Origin of the sequence: Pseudomonas sp. PDM30, from assembly GCF_019218985.1 — a bacterium.
Classification (GTDB): domain Bacteria; phylum Pseudomonadota; class Gammaproteobacteria; order Pseudomonadales; family Pseudomonadaceae; genus Aquipseudomonas; species Aquipseudomonas jessenii.
The window spans coordinates 1-14,710 of record NZ_JAHUWM010000003.1 but is presented as its reverse complement, the minus strand read 5'-3'; the positions used below and the strand labels follow the sequence as shown (position 1 = coordinate 14,710).

Genomic DNA, 14,710 nt, shown 5'->3' with positions numbered 1-14,710 from the left:
GGCAGACTTTATCCTTGAGGTATGATCTTCAAGGACAGCGATGATGGGTAAACGAATACTGGTGATACTCGGGCATCCGTCCGGCAACAGCTTCTGCGCCGCCCTTGCGGAGCGCTACACACTGTCGGCAGTGCGCGCCGGGCATGAAGTGCGTCAATTGTTTCTGGGCAGCATGGATTTTGACCCGGTGCTGCGCGAAGGCTATCAACAGGTCCAGTCGCTGGAGGCCGACTTGAGTAATGCCCAGGCCGATATCCTGTGGGCCGAACAGCTGACGCTGGTTTATCCGATCTGGTGGGGTGGCGTACCGGCCTTGCTCAAGGGCTTTTTCAACCGGGTGTTCTTGCCGGGTTTTGCCTTCAAGTATCGCCAGGGCAAAGCCTTCCCCGACAAACTCCTGCGCGGCCGAACCGCCCACCTGCTGGTGACCATGGACACACCGCCCTGGTACTACCGATGGATCTACCGCATGCCCGGTTTGCATCAGGTCCGTAAAACCACGCTGGAATTCTGTGGTATCAAGCCAACCCGAACCCTCACCTTCGGGCCAATTCTCGGCGCCAGCGCAGACCGGCATGCGGCCTGGTTGCGGCAAGCCGAAGCTATCGCCAGCGCTTGAGTCGGTCGATAATGCGCCGAGCTTTACCCTCGGAGAAAAGGACCTTCCCATGTACATCGGCCAAGCCGCGCAACGTTCCGGAACCACGGTCAAAAGCATCCGTCATTACGAGTCGATTGGCCTGCTGCCTGCCGCTAGCCGCCAGGGCAAGTACCGCATCTATGACCAGCACAGCGTCGACCTGCTGATGTTCATCAAATGTGCCCAGCAGTTGGGTTTCAGGCTCAAGGAATTGCAGTCGGTCTTCGCCGGACATCAGGGTCCGCAGTTGCCATGGGAACGGGCACACCAGATCATCGCCAGCAAAAAACAGGAAATCGCCGAGCGGATAGCGGCGCTGTCGCAACAGCACTCGCAATTGGTCGAGTTCGAGAACAGCCTCGAACAATCCAGGCTCGACTGCCCGCTGACCCGTCCTTGAGGGTTGTGCGTTTCTGGACAGCTCAGTGTCGAGCACAGACAACTGAACGATGGGCAGGCGCTATAGGGTGCGACTTCAGTTCTTGAGCCCACTGCCCGGAGTCATCATGACCGCACCGATTACCGTACTTCGCGATACCCACCCGCTGCCCGTGCTCGACGCCTGCAAATGGGAAAAACTCGAAGGCGACCCGCACACCGTCAACCTCAACGCCTACACGAGTGAAGACGGCAGCAAGATCATGGGCACCTGGATCTGCACGCCGGGCAAGTGGTACGTCGAATATGTGAAGTGGGAGTACTGCCATTTCCAGGAAGGCTACTGCGTCATCACCCCGGAAGGCATGGCACCGATCCACTTGCGCGCCGGCGACATTTTCGTCATCGAACCGGGAATGAAAGGCACCTGGGAAGTGGTGGAAACCGTGCGCAAATATTTCGTGTTTGCCTGATACAAAAAAACCGGGGGATCACCCGACGTGATCTCCCGGTAAATATCTTTGGGTACATACAGTCCCTGTGGGAGCGAGCTTGCTCGCGATTGCGGTGGGTCAATCACCATCAATGTCGACTGTAACGACCTCATCGCGAGCAAGCTCGCTCCCACAGTTTTTTCACCGCCCTTCTATTGCGGTTTGCGATAGCCATTGATGATCGCCGAGAAGTCCTGACCACCCTCCCCACGCAAACTCATCGCCTGATACAACTGCTGGGCCACCGCGCCGAGTACCACCGGCTGGTGCGCCTGACGCGCCGCTTCAGTGGCCAGCCCCAGATCCTTGAGCATCAGTTCGGCACCGAAACCACCGGTGTAACCGCGCGACGCCGGTGCTGTTTCAACGATGCCCGGCCACGGGTTGTACATCTCCGAACTCCAGCAACGCCCGGTGGAACTGTTGATGATGCCCGCCAGCACCTTGGTGTCGATGCCCAGGGCATCGCCCAGTGCCATGGCTTCGCTGACGCCGACCATGGAAATCCCCAGCAGCAGGTTGTTGCAGATTTTAGCGATTTGCCCGGTACCGACCTCACCACAATGGACGATGTTGCGGCCCATTTGCGCCAGTACCGGTTGCAGGGTGGCGAACAGTTCGGGGGTGGCGCCGACCATAAAAGTCAGTGTCCCGGCGGCTGCGCCACCGGTGCCGCCAGAGACCGGTGCATCGGCCATGGCCACGCCCTGTTTGGCAGCGGCGGTGGCCACGTCCCGCGCGGTCTGCGGATCGATGGTGCTGCAATCCACGGCCGGCACACCTTTGCCGATACCGGCGAGCACGCCGTCTTCACCCAGCCACACACTGCGCACATGCACCGCGGCAGGCAGCATGGTGATGACCAGTTCGGCGCCCTCTGCCGCTTCACGGGCCGATGCACTGATACTGCCGCCCAGTTGTTCCAGTTCCGCCAGCACGGCCTTGTTCAGGTCCACCAGGCGCAGTGCATGGCCAGCCTTGATCAGGTTGCGCGCCATCGGCGCGCCCATGTTGCCCAGACCGATAAAAGCGATTTTCATGTCCGGCTCCTTAACGCAGGTTGATGGTGGTGTTCACACCGTCGTTGACGCTGTCGTCATCGAACCAGCGACTGGTGACGGTCTTGGTCTGAGTGTAGAACTGCACCACTTGCTTGCCGTACGGGCCGAGGTCGCCGAGCTTGGAACCGCGCGAACCGGTGAAGCTGAAGAACGGGACCGGCACCGGAATCGGGATGTTGATGCCGACCTGGCCGACGTCGATTTCGTTCTGGAATTTACGCGCCGCCGCACCGCTCTGGGTGAACAGGCCCGTGCCGTTACCGAACGGGTTGGCGTTGACCAGGGCGATGGCCTCATCGAGCGTATTAACCTCCAGCACCACCAGCACCGGGCCGAAGATTTCCTGGGTGTAGATCTGCATGTCGGTGGTCACGCCGGAGAACAGGGTCGGACCGACAAAGTTGCCCTTCTCGTAACCCGGAACCGAGATCTCGCGACCGTCCAGCTCCAGTTTCGCGCCTTCCTTGATGCCGCTCTCGATCAGGTCGAGAATCCGCGCCTTGGCCTTTTTCGAAATGACAGGGCCAACATCAGTGCCCGGCTCGCTGCCGGCATTGACCTTGAGTTTTTGCGCCAGCGCCTTGAGATCCGGCAGCCATTGCTTGGCCGCGCCCACCAGCACCACCACCGAAGTGGCCATGCAGCGTTGACCGGCGGCACCGAAACCGGCACCCACCAGCGCATTCAGCGCTTGTTCGCGATTGGCATCCGGCAGCACCACGGCGTGGTTCTTCGCACCCATCATCGATTGCACGCGCTTGCCGTGTTTACCGGCCAGGTCGTAGACATGCGTACCGACGGCGGTTGAACCGACGAAGGAAACCGCCTTGATATCTTTATGGGTGCAGAGCCCGTCGACCACATCCTTGCCGCCATGCACGACGTTGAGTACACCGGCCGGAATACCCGCCTCGATCGCCAGCTCCACCAGGAGCATGGTCGACATCGGGTCCTGTTCGGACGGCTTGAGCACGAAGGTGTTGCCGCAGGCGATGGCCATCGGGAACATCCACAGCGGAATCATCGCCGGGAAGTTGAACGGGGTAATGCCGGCGCACACACCGATCGGCTGGCGCAGGGTGTAGGTGTCGACGCCACCGGCGACGTTTTCAGCGAACTCACCCATTTGCAGGCTGCCGATGGAACAGGCGTGCTCGACCACTTCCAGGCCACGGAAAATATCGCCTTCGGCGTCGGCAATGGTCTTGCCCTGCTCGGCGCTGAGGACGGCGGCGATGCGCTTGGAGTGTTCGCGGATCAGCGCCTGGAGCTTGAGCATGATGCGCATGCGCGCGCCGATGGGTGTCAGTTTCCAGGTCTGGAATGCACGATGAGCGGCGCTGATGGCAGCATCGACTTCTTCAGCGGTGGCAAACGGCACCTTGGCCAGCACTTGCTGGGTCGCCGGGTTGATGATGTCGTGCCATTCGGTGGTCTTGGATTCGACCCACTGGCCGTCGATCAACAGTTTGACCTTCTGCACGGTGGTGTCATTGGGCGTGAGCGATACGTTCATGTGGGTCTCCAGATCTTTGTTGTTATCTTGGGAGCCAAGGCGAAACAGTCGCCTTGAGAATAGGCATGCGCCGCGAATTGGTTAACGGGCTGTTTTTGGAGTATAGATGTGCAAACTTCTGATAAGAACGCACATAAAAACCGGTCCAACATGCAAAAAAACATCACCTCCCTCGGCTCGTTGAACTGGGACGACCTCAAGTTTTTCCTTGAAGTCGCCCGCACCCGCAAGGCCAGCACCGCAGCCAAGCGCCTGGCGGTGGACTACACCACGGTGTCGCGGCGCATCAGCTCCCTGGAAACCGCACTGGGCACTTTGCTGTTCGAAAAATCCCGGACCAGCGGCTTTGTCCTGACCGCCGAAGGCCAGCGGTTGATGGGGTATGCCGAGTCGATCGAAAGTACCTTGCACATGGCGTGCGAGCAGGTTTCCGGGTCCGGCGTGGCGCTGTCCGGTCATGTGCGCATGGGCTGCACCGAAGGCTTCGGCAGCTTTTTCATCACGCCGCAGCTGAGCCACTTCGTCGACACCTACCCGGCGATCTCGGTGGATATCCTGCCGCTGCCGCATTTCATCAGCCTGTCCAAGCGCGAGGCCGACATCGTCATCGCCCTGGAGCGTCCGGAGCATGGACCGTACGTCTGCTGCAAACTGTGCGACTACCGATTGCAGCTGTACGCGACCCAGGACTATCTGGACAACCACCCGCCGATCCGCCGACCGGCAGACTTGGCCAAACATTCGTTTATCAGTTACGTCGACGACCTGGCGTTCAGCTCAGAGTTGCTGTACCTGGCCAACGTATTGCCCGGCGCCAGCGCCAACCTGCGCAGCACCAGCGTGATCGCGCAATTTGTGGCCGCGCAGCAAGGACGCTCACTGGCGATCCTGCCATGCTTCCTCGCCACTCAGGACCCTCGCCTGCTGCCGGTGTTGCCGCAGGAAATCAACATCACCCGACAGTTCTGGATGTACTGCCGGGAGGATTTGAGGAAGCTCAAGCGGATCACCCTGTTGTGGGATTACATCCGCGAGGTGACCGAGCGCAATCAGGGACTGCTGATGGGTGAAAGCCGGGAGATGCTGTTCGCCGACTAGTCGGCGCCGAGCCCCAGCATCAACCCGCTCAAGCGCTTGACCTTGCGCCTCACCGCCTCTTCGAACACCCCTGTGCGGGGCTCGATCAAGGTGAACCAGTTCTTGGCCCGGGTGATCCCGGTGTAGATCAGTTCCTTGGTCAGCACGGGGTTCAAGGCGTCAGGCAAAATCAACGCGGTGTGGGCAAATTCCGAGCCCTGGGATTTATGCACGGTCATGGCGTACACGGTTTCGACATCATTGAGCCGGCTCGGCAGGACAAAGCGCACGCCACCCTGGCCGTCATTGCGCGGAAAGGCGACACGCAGAACCTGCTTGCCGGCCTCGGGGCCCTCACGCTCCGGAAGCTTGAGGGCGATGCCGATATCGCCGTTCATCAAACCCAGGCCGTAGTCATTGCGGGTCATCAGAACCGGACGGCCTTCGTACCACTGCTGGTCACTGTCGATCAGGCGTGCCCTTAGCAAGGCGTCCGTGACTCGCTGGTTCAAGCCCTCCACACCCCACGGCCCCTTGCGCACGGCACATAACAACTGGAACGCGTCGAAGGCTTGCAACACCTCCCGGGCCCAGTCGGTCCAGCGTGAATCTTCCAACGGACAATCGAGCGCCGGGCGCTGATTGCGCAGCAGGCTCAGGTAGTGCCGATAACCCTGCGGTTCCTCACCATGACCGTCGAGAAGCAGTCGCTCCAGAGCGCGGTCCTGCTCTCCCTTGAGAGACAAGGAGTACACATCGTCATGGCTTCGCGCAGACAACAACCTGCGTGCTTCTTCGGGTTGCTGCTGGTTGACCCAACGAGCCAGTTGACCAATACCACTGCCCTCACCGAATCGCCGGGAATGGCGCAACATCACAACCTGTTGGGCCAATGGATGAGCGCCCTGCGTGTCTTCCTGCAATCCACTGGCCTGCAAACTCTCGCCGCTGACGGCTTCCAGCCACTGGCGCGTCTGCGGGCTGTACCAGCCAGCCTCCGCATCGCGACACAGATCCCCCAGTACCGCACCGGCTTCTACCGAAGCCAGTTGATCCTTGTCCCCCAACAGCACCAGGCGCGCATGGGCGGGCAAGGCGTCGAGCAGGTTGGCCATCATTTCCAGGTCGATCATCGAAGCCTCGTCCACCACCAACACATCCAGCGGCAGGCGATTGCCCGCGTGGTGCCGGAAATGACGAGTCCCGGGCCGGCTGCCGAGCAGGCGGTGAACCGTGGTGACGTCGGACGGAATCTTTTCCCGAACGTCCTCCGTGACCTTCAAGGTCCGGACTTGCTGGCTGATGGATTCTGTCAGACGCGCTGCGGCCTTGCCGGTCGGTGCGGCGAGACGAATGCGCAGGGGCATGCCGGCCTCGACCGCCGGCGCCTGGAGCAACGCCAGCAAGCGCACGACGGTGGTGGTCTTGCCGGTTCCCGGCCCCCCCGTCACGATGCTGAAGGCGCTGCGCGTCGCCAGGGCGCAGGCCAGCTTCTGCCAGTCGATCACGTCACCAGGTCGGGCAGGACCAAACAACCCGGTGAGACGCTGGAGCAAGTCGATCGGCGTGGATTCGTGTTCCGTCAGACGCTCGCGCAACGAATGGTCGATCCGCCGCTCGTAGGCCCAATAGCGGCGCAGGTACAAGCGTTTGCCCGATAACACCAAAGGCCGGTCACGCACGTTGTCACGACTGTCAGCAGCCAGTGCGACCAGGTTGCTGGCGGCCAGCACCTTGCACCAATGAGCACCGTCCAGCGATCCCAGCAATTGCGAGGGCAACAACATCGCGCCGCCTTGCACGTCACCTTCGGGTGGCAGCGACAGGGCGAAGTCCGGTTCTTTCAGTGTCTCGAACAGGTCGAGGCAGACATGCCCGTGACCCAACTGGTGGCTGGTCAGCGCGGCTGCCAGCAACACCAACGGATCATCCTCAGGTGCCAGTTCATGTAGAAACGCCACAAAGGCTTTGTCCAGCGCGCGCAACCAGCCACGCTCGACCCAACGCGTAAGCAACAACAGCAAGTCGTCGGCACGACTCAGCGGCGCCAGATCGACCAGGCTTTCGGCTGCCAGCGATGTGGGCAACAAATCGGCGAATGTGCGACTCATAACAGTACTCCCTGTTCCCAAGCGGGTTCGGCCTTGGGCTCTGGCTTGCCCTGGAACAACCTGTCCAGACGCTCGATCAGCTCTCTTGGCGGGCGGGCGAAAAACACACCCTGGCTGGCCGCACGGGTACCGCGCAAAAACAGGTACAACGCACCGCCGACATGCCGGTCGTAGTCGTAATCGGCGAGCCGCGCCTTGAGCTGGCGGTGCAGGGCCAACAGGTACAACACGTATTGCAGGTCATAACGGTTGTCGAGAATCGATTGTTCCATGGCCTGCGCGGTATAGGCCGCATCATCGACGCCGAGCCAGTTGGATTTGTAGTCGGCAACGTAATAGCGGCCGTCATGTTCGAACGTCAGGTCGATGAAGCCCTTGAACATACCGTTGAGCAACACCGGTTCCGCGGCCACCCGGGCCACGCCGTTATGGGTGTATTGGCACACCAGCGCATCGAGCTTGAGCACATCGACCTTATGGCTGGCGAACCAGAACTCCATCTCGACCTGATACTGCGTCAACTGGCCGAATACCACCGGTGCCTGACCGGCGCCCAGTTGCAACGGCGACTTGAGCAGATGCTGCAGCCAGTCACTCAAGGTGCTGATCCAACCCTCCCAGCCTCGACGGTTGCAGCGACGGGCAATGGCGTCGATCACCTCGTGTGGTGCCGCATCAAAACCCTCGCCCCCTGCCCATTCGAGCAAGCCATGGAGGAAGGTGCCGGGATTCGGGCCGCGCGGGAAGCGATGGATATCGCCACCACCGGCAACCACCTCTCTGGGGGCCTGCGGATCGAGGCGTTCGTCATCGAACAGTTTTTGCGCCTGCGGGCTCTCCGGCGCCTCGTCCGTGCCGACACTCAGGGTGTCGCCAATACGTAACGCGCTGTAGGAAGCGATCCACCAGTTTTCACTGGCCTTGCGTTTCGGAACCCGCGGAACCAGCAGCGCCGCATCGTTTTGTGGTGGCTGATAATGCTCTGCTGTTGCTTCAGGCATCTCGGCATACGCCAGCGCCGGGCAGTCCTGTTGCAGATCCTGCAGCCAACGCTGCAACGCCGAGGACTCGGCCAACGGCGCACCGCCGCCCAATAGATAACCCAATGCCGACAGATGCAGCACCGAGCCATTGTTGTTACCGCGCTTGAGGTCGGCCACCCCCAGCCAGCAGGCGTGTTGCGCCCGGGTCAGGGCGACATAGAGCAAGCGCAGATCCTCGGCCAGACGCTCATCGTCAGCCAGGGCAATCAATTCTGCCGTCGGCTTCAAGGTGACTTGGGCGTTGCCGGATTCATCGTGGTAGTGCAGCGGCAGGCGACTGCCATCCACTGGTTTCGCCGAGCAAATGAACGGCAGGAACACCAAGGGGTATTCAAGGCCTTTGGACTTGTGGATGGTCACGACCTTGACCAATTGCTCATCACTTTCCAGACGCAGGATCTGCTCTTCGCCAGCCTGCCCGGACAACGCCAGATGCTCGGACAAATGCCGGATCAAGGCTTGCTCGCCATCGAGTTCAGCGGCGGCTTGTTGCAGCAGTTCGAAAAGGTGCAGAAGGTTGGTCAAAACGCGTTCGCCGTCACTGCGGGCGATCAAAGCCTGGGGCAAACGGAAGTCGTGCAGCAAGCGTCGCAGCATCGGCAGTACGCCCTGCTTGCGCCAGACTTCGCGATAGCCACGGAACTGCATGACCCGGGACTCCCAGGCCAACTCGTCCTGATTCAGACGCTCCAGTTCCGTCAACGACAGGTTCAACGTGATGCTGGCCAACGCAGCCCGCAGCGGTCGCTCGACATCCGGCTCGGCGCAGGCCTTGAGCCAGGTCAGCACGTCATGCGCCTCCTGGGCGGCGAACACCGAGTCCTTGTCCGACAGGTAAACACTGCGCACACCACGGGCGGCCAATTGCGCACGAACCGCCTGCGCCTCCTTGCCATCGCGCACCAGGATGGCGATGTCCGCCGGTAGCAGGCCCCTGAAGGCTTTGCCGTCCTGGGTGAATCCCGCTTGCCCCTGCTGCCCGCCATTGAGCAATGCCGTGATTTCACTGGCGCAGGCAGCCGCCAGATGTTGCCGGTACACCGCACCGGACAACGGTTGTTCGGCCGACAAGTGCCAGATGTTCAAGGCAGGGATTGCCTGGTCATTGATGCGCAAGACTTCTTTGCGGCCCTGGGAGGCAACCGGCGTGAACGGAACCGGGTTGTCGCCATTCTTCTCCCGAAAGAGGAACGCGCCGCGTCCTGACTCACGGGCTTCGGCGCGCGCGAACACATGGTTCACCGCGTTGACCATGCCATGGCTTGAGCGGAAGTTGGTGCCCAGGGTGTGCAGGCGGCCAGTGGTGGCCTGGCGGGCGCGCAAGTAGGTATGGATGTCGGCGCCGCGAAAAGCGTAGATCGCCTGTTTCGGGTCGCCGATCAGGAACAGGCCGCACTCGGGGCTGTTCTCTTCAATGCGGTAGATGCTCTCGAAGATCCGGTATTGCACCGGGTCGGTGTCCTGGAACTCATCGATCAGTGCCACCGGAAACTGCTCGCGAATCAGGGTTGCCAGTCGCTCGCCGCCATCGGACTGCAAGGCCGCATCGAGGCGCAGCAACATGTCGTCGAAACCCATTTCCGCGCGGCGGCGTTTCTCCTCCTCGAATCGTGCCCCGACCCAGCGGGCCGCATGTTGCAGTACGGCGGCATCAGGCGTTGGCAGCCCATCGAGACAGGCCTTGAGCCCGGCCATCGCATCGAGCCCCGGATGTCGAGGCGCTTCGCCCTTCCAGGCTTCGGCCATGCCATCAGGAGTCAGGCGCGTGAAACCGGTGCCGATATCCAGTTGCTCGAGGGATTCGTCTTCGGCCCAGGCTTTGATCTTTTCAAACCAGGGCTCGAAATAGCGTGCCTGCATCTTGCGACCGTCGACAGCCTTGCTGGCAACGCCTTGCTGACAGATCGCAAGCAACTCGTCCGCCCACTGCAGCCAGGGCTTCTTGAGTTCGATCAGGGCCGCCCTTCGCTCTTGCAAGCATTGCGAAATCACTTCGGCGGGTTCTTTCCCTTCAAGGGTATCCCGCTCGCTGGCGAACAGTGCACGAATCCGCGGCAGCAGCGCCGCCGGTCCGCCCCAATTGCTGCGCACCCAATTCAAGGCGTCACCTTGCATCGGGTAGCAGAACAGCCGCCAGTAATCGCGCAGGACTTCCCCCAGCAAGTCGCTGTGGTCGGTTTCCAGGGTCTGGGTAAACAGGCTGCCGCTGTCGAATGCGTGCTCGCGCAACATGCGCTGGCACCAGCTGTGGATGGTCGACACCGCCGCCTCGTCCATCCACTGAGCGGCGATATCCAGGCGGTTTGCGCATCCGGGCCATTGCTCGGGCAAGTACTGATCACGCAACTCGGCAATCAGGCTGTCGGGGGCTGGTGTTTCATCGCGAAAAAAGCGTGCAGCCTCGGCGAGCCGCGTGCGAATGCGTTCGCGCAGCTCTTTGGTAGCGGCGTCGGTGAACGTCACGACGAGGATCTGCGGCGGCAACAGCTCACGCCCGAAACCACTGTCCTCCCCGCCGTTGCCAAGCACCAGACGCAGGTACAACGCGGAAATGGTGAACGTCTTGCCGGTCCCGGCACTGGCTTCGATCAACTGGCTGCCACGGAGCGGGAATGCCAGGGCCAAAGGTGTCTTCGTGCTCATCAACGCGACTCCTCGCTGGACAGGGAACACCAGGGCGCTTCAAGAAGCGGGCGATAGAGCGCGTCACACCATTGGGGGAACGTCTCGTCGGCGACCAAGGCATCGTAATCGGCGAATTGGCGCGCCAGTGCCGGGCTTTCACGCCGCTCTCCGTCCGTCGTCTGCCCATCCCCTTCATAGGCCTTGCGCGCAGCGGCTTCGGCTTTGACCGGGTCGGTTTGCCCCAGCCACGCGAAGGCGGTCTTGACCGCGATCGGCAGAGGCTGGCGCATCCCCGACTGCCAGGCCATCAACAGATCACCGAGAATTTTCCGCGCCGTGGACTGGTCCAGCGGACCGAGCAACAGGCTGTCGTCGCTGGCCACCAATGCGGTGGTCAACGCCATACCACTGGCACAAGCCATCAGATGATTGACCCAAGGGCGTGTCAGTCGATGCCATTTGCGCGACTTGATCGAGCCGATGCTGTTGGGGATTGTTGTGACAGATAACAAACCACCATCAGCACGCTGATGCAGGCCGCCGAGCCAGCCCTCGATGTGCAGTCCTTGCAGCTCAAGACTGACAGGCAACGCGCTGCTGAGCGGTGTTGGCCACAACGCCAGGAGCTGTTGGTGGCGTTGCAGCAAGTCAGGCAATGGCTCGATCAACTCACGTTGCAGGCACTCACCGAATCCGGCCATCGGCAACAGCCCGCTGTTCTGCAAACGCTTCGCCTGATCCTCCAGTGCCTGCCCGGTATTTCCAGGATCTGCCAGCGCCGCTTCGAGCAAACGGTCGCTGAGGCTGTAACGCTGCAACGCATCCAGGACAAAGGGTTCTTCATCGGCCAACGGCACTTCTGCCGCCTCGAAGAAGACCTTCAGTCGCTGGCTGAAAAAGTGCCGTACCGGATTGCGCAGGAAATCCTGCAGTTGACCGAGACTCAGTGGTTCGTCCTGAACGTGGGGCCCGAGCACTTCGGCGCTTGGCTGCTGCTCTGCCGCTTGATGAAGGACCTGCCATTCGATGGCGTAGCTGAACGAGTCATCGCCTTCGTGAAAGTAGCGAGCACTGAAGGGTTGCAACGGGTGTTCCCGGGTCATGGCTTCCAGCAGATCCTCGTCGCTTTGCAGCATTCGCCAACCGCTGGCCAAGTGGTCACGCAACTGGCCGATCAGCACCGAGGCAGGCCGCTCGCTGTTATCGCGGATGCTGCGACCCACCCAACTGATGTAGAGCTGGTCCCGTGCCGACAACAAGGCTTCCAGTAACAGGTAACGGTCATCTTCGCGCCGGGAGCGGTCACCCGGACGGTAATCACTGCCCATCAGATCGAAATCCAGCGGCGGTTGCGCGCGCGGATAGTCGCCGTCATTCATGCCCAGCAGGCACACCAGTTTGAACGGGATAGCGCGCATGGGCATCAAGGTGCAGAAGTTGACCGCACCGGCCAGAAAACGTTGGGACAAACGCCCCTGATCCAGACCTGCAAGCCAGGCTTCACGGACGACGGTCAGCGGCAACTCATCCTGCAACCCGACGGATTCGCAGGTCTCGAGCCAGGTCTCACGCAGCTCTTCAAGCTGGGCCAGCAAGTAGTCATCGTGTTCGTTAGCGGCAAGGAAGAACAACTGCACCAACGCCTGCAAGCGCAAGCCCCATTGCCCTGGCGATGCCGATTGAGAGAGCTCGTGGTGAGCAACTTCCAGCGCGTCCAGCAACGCAACCAGCGGACCGATGAGCGCAGCGTCCAGCCCACCGATCTCGTCGTAGGGCTCGATCCCCTCATAAGCATCGGCGCTGCCAACGGCATAACCGAGCAACATTCGTCGCAATCCGAAGCGCCAGCTGTTTTGCTCCAGTTCGTTGGGTAGCCCGAGCCCGGCACGTTGCTCGGCATTCATGCCCCAGCGAATGCCGGCACCTTCGATCCAGCGGTGCAGCGTCGGCAGGTCACGCTCCTCGACACCAAAGCGAGCGCGCAGTGCCGGGACGTCCAGCAGATCGAGAATCTCACTGACGGGGAATCGGCTGTCAGGCAGCTTGAGCAGGTGTTCGACAGCAATCAGCAATGGATCGCGACCACGCTGGCCCTGGTCAGCCAGGGTAAACGGAATGAAGCGAGGATCCTGGCGGTCAAGCTGTCCAAACACGGCACGAATATGCGGTGCGTAGCTGTCGATGTCCGGGACCATCACGATGACGTCTCGGGGCCGCAATGTCGGGTCGGCGCTGAAGCGCGCGAGCAGTTGATCGTGGAGGATCTCGACTTCTCGCTGGGCGCTATGGGCGATGTGAAAACGGATCGATTCGTCCTGCTGCAGATCGATAGCCGGCCAACGCTCCCGAGTCTCGTTGAGGGGGCGCAACTCGAGGATGTCATCCTGCAACTGGTTGAGCATATTCAGCGGCTGACCGTCACTGAACAGGTCGATGCGCCCGTCGCGGAATGCCGAACGATAGGTGTTGGGATCGTCATAACTGTCGAGCAGGTTGATATAGTCCCGCCCCTGCTTGCCCCATGCGGCCAGCAACGGGTGCGCATGCTGATGCAGGGTTTGCGGATCGATCACTACCGGCATGCCGCTTTTGCGGGCCTGACGCTTGTATTGATGCCGCAACAGGTCTTTATCGGCGACGATGTCCGCCCAATGGTGACGACACGGGTTATGTACGCACAGCAAAACCTGACTGAACCGTGCCAGTCCCGCTAGTGCTTCCAGGGCTTGAGCAGGTAGCGAAGAAATCCCGAAAACGATCACTCGCGAGGGTAAACCCTTGGGGGCTGTTTCGAGATGGTTGATACGCTCGACAAATCGCTGATGGACACCGGCACGGCTTTGCGCCATGCCTTCTTCTCCCACATCCAGCAAGAGTGCGCGCCATAGCTCTGCCTGCCAGCAATTGGCCGGGGTCAGGGGTTTGGCTTCCCCCCTGGCGTTTCTTGTTTGATGGCGACCTTCCGCCCAGTCTTCGAGCCAATCGGCTCGGTACACCTGGTATTGGTCAAACAGATCCGCCAGACGCTCAGCCAATTGATAGCGCTTGCGCAGATCGGTGTCATGGGTCAGGAAACGCTGCAGCGGCTCGAAGTGCGGCTGATTGATCAACTGCGGCAGCAGGCGCATCAGACGCCAGGTCAGTGGGGCTTTATCGAGCAGGGACTTGACCGGAATTTCGTCGCGGCCGAGGACCATGCGATAGAGCTGCCACATGAAGCTGCCGGGCAACTGCACGTCGATGGCGGCAGCGATGCCGCAGCCTCCCATGTCGTCCTCTTCAGAGTCTTCCGCCAGTGCCAGCTTCAGCCATTGGGCAATGCCATTGCTTTGCACCAACGCGATTTCGTTCTCCAGAGGAGCCAGCGGGTAGCGTCGCATCCAGCTGACCACCAGGCTGCGCAACTCGTCCAGGCGGTTGCCGTGAACCACCATAAAACCAGCACTGAGGGACGTCGCGTCCGGCATAAAGGCTTCCTTGGATAATACAAATTCGAGGGACGACTTTAGCATTGAAGGCGATTGGCTTCATTGTAGGAGCGAGCCTGCTCGCGATGGACGCTAACGATGACGCGGGAAATCTGGTACCCCGCGGTGCGCTCGGGTTCATCGCGAGCGGGCTCGCTCCTACAGGGGAGCCAAAAACAAAACCCCTACCTGCATACGCAGATAGGGGTTTCGGAATTTAATCTTGACGATGACCTACTCTCACATGGGGAAACCCCACACTACCATCGGCGATGCATCGTTTCACTGCTGAGTTCGG

9 protein-coding genes are annotated in these 14,710 nt (G+C 61.0%); 4 read left to right on the top strand and 5 right to left on the bottom strand.

Features of this window, described 5'->3' with window-relative positions:
• Nucleotides 1–40: 40 nt before the first annotated feature.
• From KW840_RS07465 to KW840_RS07455, 3 genes are all read left to right on the top strand, one after another.
• Nucleotides 41–619 (top strand): NAD(P)H-dependent oxidoreductase, encoded by a 579-nt coding sequence (locus KW840_RS07465; protein ID WP_218494841.1) that lies wholly within the window; start codon nt 41–43, stop codon nt 617–619.
• Between the two features lie 49 nt (nt 620–668).
• Nucleotides 669–1,040 carry a MerR family transcriptional regulator gene (locus KW840_RS07460; protein WP_218494840.1) on the top strand — a complete coding sequence of 124 codons (372 nt, stop codon included), beginning with the start codon at nt 669–671 and terminating at the stop codon, nt 1,038–1,040.
• A 106-nt stretch (nt 1,041–1,146) separates the two neighbouring features.
• Nucleotides 1,147–1,491, top strand: coding sequence for a cupin domain-containing protein (locus KW840_RS07455; RefSeq protein WP_007988984.1), 345 nt, complete (start codon nt 1,147–1,149; stop codon nt 1,489–1,491).
• Nucleotides 1,492–1,664: 173 nt separating this feature from the next.
• Here the strand turns inward: KW840_RS07455 and mmsB are convergent, their stop codons facing one another.
• Both mmsB and KW840_RS07445 read right to left on the bottom strand, forming a co-directional pair.
• Nucleotides 1,665–2,552 carry a 3-hydroxyisobutyrate dehydrogenase gene (mmsB, locus tag KW840_RS07450; RefSeq protein ID WP_008047570.1) on the bottom strand — a complete coding sequence of 296 codons (888 nt, stop codon included), beginning with the start codon at nt 2,550–2,552 and terminating at the stop codon, nt 1,665–1,667.
• A gap of 10 nt (nt 2,553–2,562) precedes the next feature.
• Nucleotides 2,563–4,089, bottom strand: a complete 1,527-nt coding sequence (locus tag KW840_RS07445) for a CoA-acylating methylmalonate-semialdehyde dehydrogenase (protein ID WP_057716519.1) — start codon at nt 4,087–4,089, stop codon at nt 2,563–2,565.
• A gap of 150 nt (nt 4,090–4,239) precedes the next feature.
• Here KW840_RS07445 and KW840_RS07440 point away from each other — a divergent pair, with 150 nt between their 5' ends.
• Nucleotides 4,240–5,187, top strand: a complete 948-nt coding sequence (locus KW840_RS07440; RefSeq protein WP_218495115.1) for a LysR family transcriptional regulator — start codon at nt 4,240–4,242, stop codon at nt 5,185–5,187.
• Here KW840_RS07440 and recD read toward each other — a convergent pair.
• From recD to recC, 3 genes are read right to left on the bottom strand one after another with little or no spacing between them, the layout of a single operon-like run.
• Nucleotides 5,184–7,277: an exodeoxyribonuclease V subunit alpha gene (gene recD, locus KW840_RS07435; RefSeq protein ID WP_218494835.1), complete on the bottom strand. Its 2,094-nt coding sequence runs from the start codon at nt 7,275–7,277 to the stop codon at nt 5,184–5,186. The genes KW840_RS07440 and recD overlap by 4 nt on opposite strands.
• Nucleotides 7,274–10,963 carry an exodeoxyribonuclease V subunit beta gene (gene recB, locus KW840_RS07430; protein WP_218494833.1) on the bottom strand — a complete coding sequence of 1,230 codons (3,690 nt, stop codon included), beginning with the start codon at nt 10,961–10,963 and terminating at the stop codon, nt 7,274–7,276. Before recB ends, recD begins: the two co-directional genes overlap by 4 nt.
• A complete protein-coding gene (recC, locus tag KW840_RS07425; RefSeq protein WP_218494826.1) occupies nt 10,963–14,412 on the bottom strand; it encodes an exodeoxyribonuclease V subunit gamma in 3,450 nt (1,149 codons plus the stop codon). The genes recB and recC overlap by 1 nt, the downstream gene beginning before the upstream one ends.
• Between the last annotated feature and the right edge of the window lie 298 nt (nt 14,413–14,710).

Coding starts and splice junctions, on each gene's coding strand:
- KW840_RS07465 (WP_218494841.1), top strand. CDS start 41: ATGATGGGTAAACGAATACTGGTGATACTCGGGCATCCGTCCGGCAAC.
- KW840_RS07460 (WP_218494840.1), top strand. CDS start 669: ATGTACATCGGCCAAGCCGCGCAACGTTCCGGAACCACGGTCAAAAGC.
- KW840_RS07455 (WP_007988984.1), top strand. CDS start 1,147: ATGACCGCACCGATTACCGTACTTCGCGATACCCACCCGCTGCCCGTG.
- mmsB (WP_008047570.1), bottom strand. CDS start 2,552: ATGAAAATCGCTTTTATCGGTCTGGGCAACATGGGCGCGCCGATGGCG.
- KW840_RS07445 (WP_057716519.1), bottom strand. CDS start 4,089: ATGAACGTATCGCTCACGCCCAATGACACCACCGTGCAGAAGGTCAAA.
- KW840_RS07440 (WP_218495115.1), top strand. CDS start 4,240: ATGCAAAAAAACATCACCTCCCTCGGCTCGTTGAACTGGGACGACCTC.
- recD (WP_218494835.1), bottom strand. CDS start 7,277: ATGAGTCGCACATTCGCCGATTTGTTGCCCACATCGCTGGCAGCCGAA.
- recB (WP_218494833.1), bottom strand. CDS start 10,963: ATGAGCACGAAGACACCTTTGGCCCTGGCATTCCCGCTCCGTGGCAGC.
- recC (WP_218494826.1), bottom strand. CDS start 14,412: ATGCCGGACGCGACGTCCCTCAGTGCTGGTTTTATGGTGGTTCACGGC.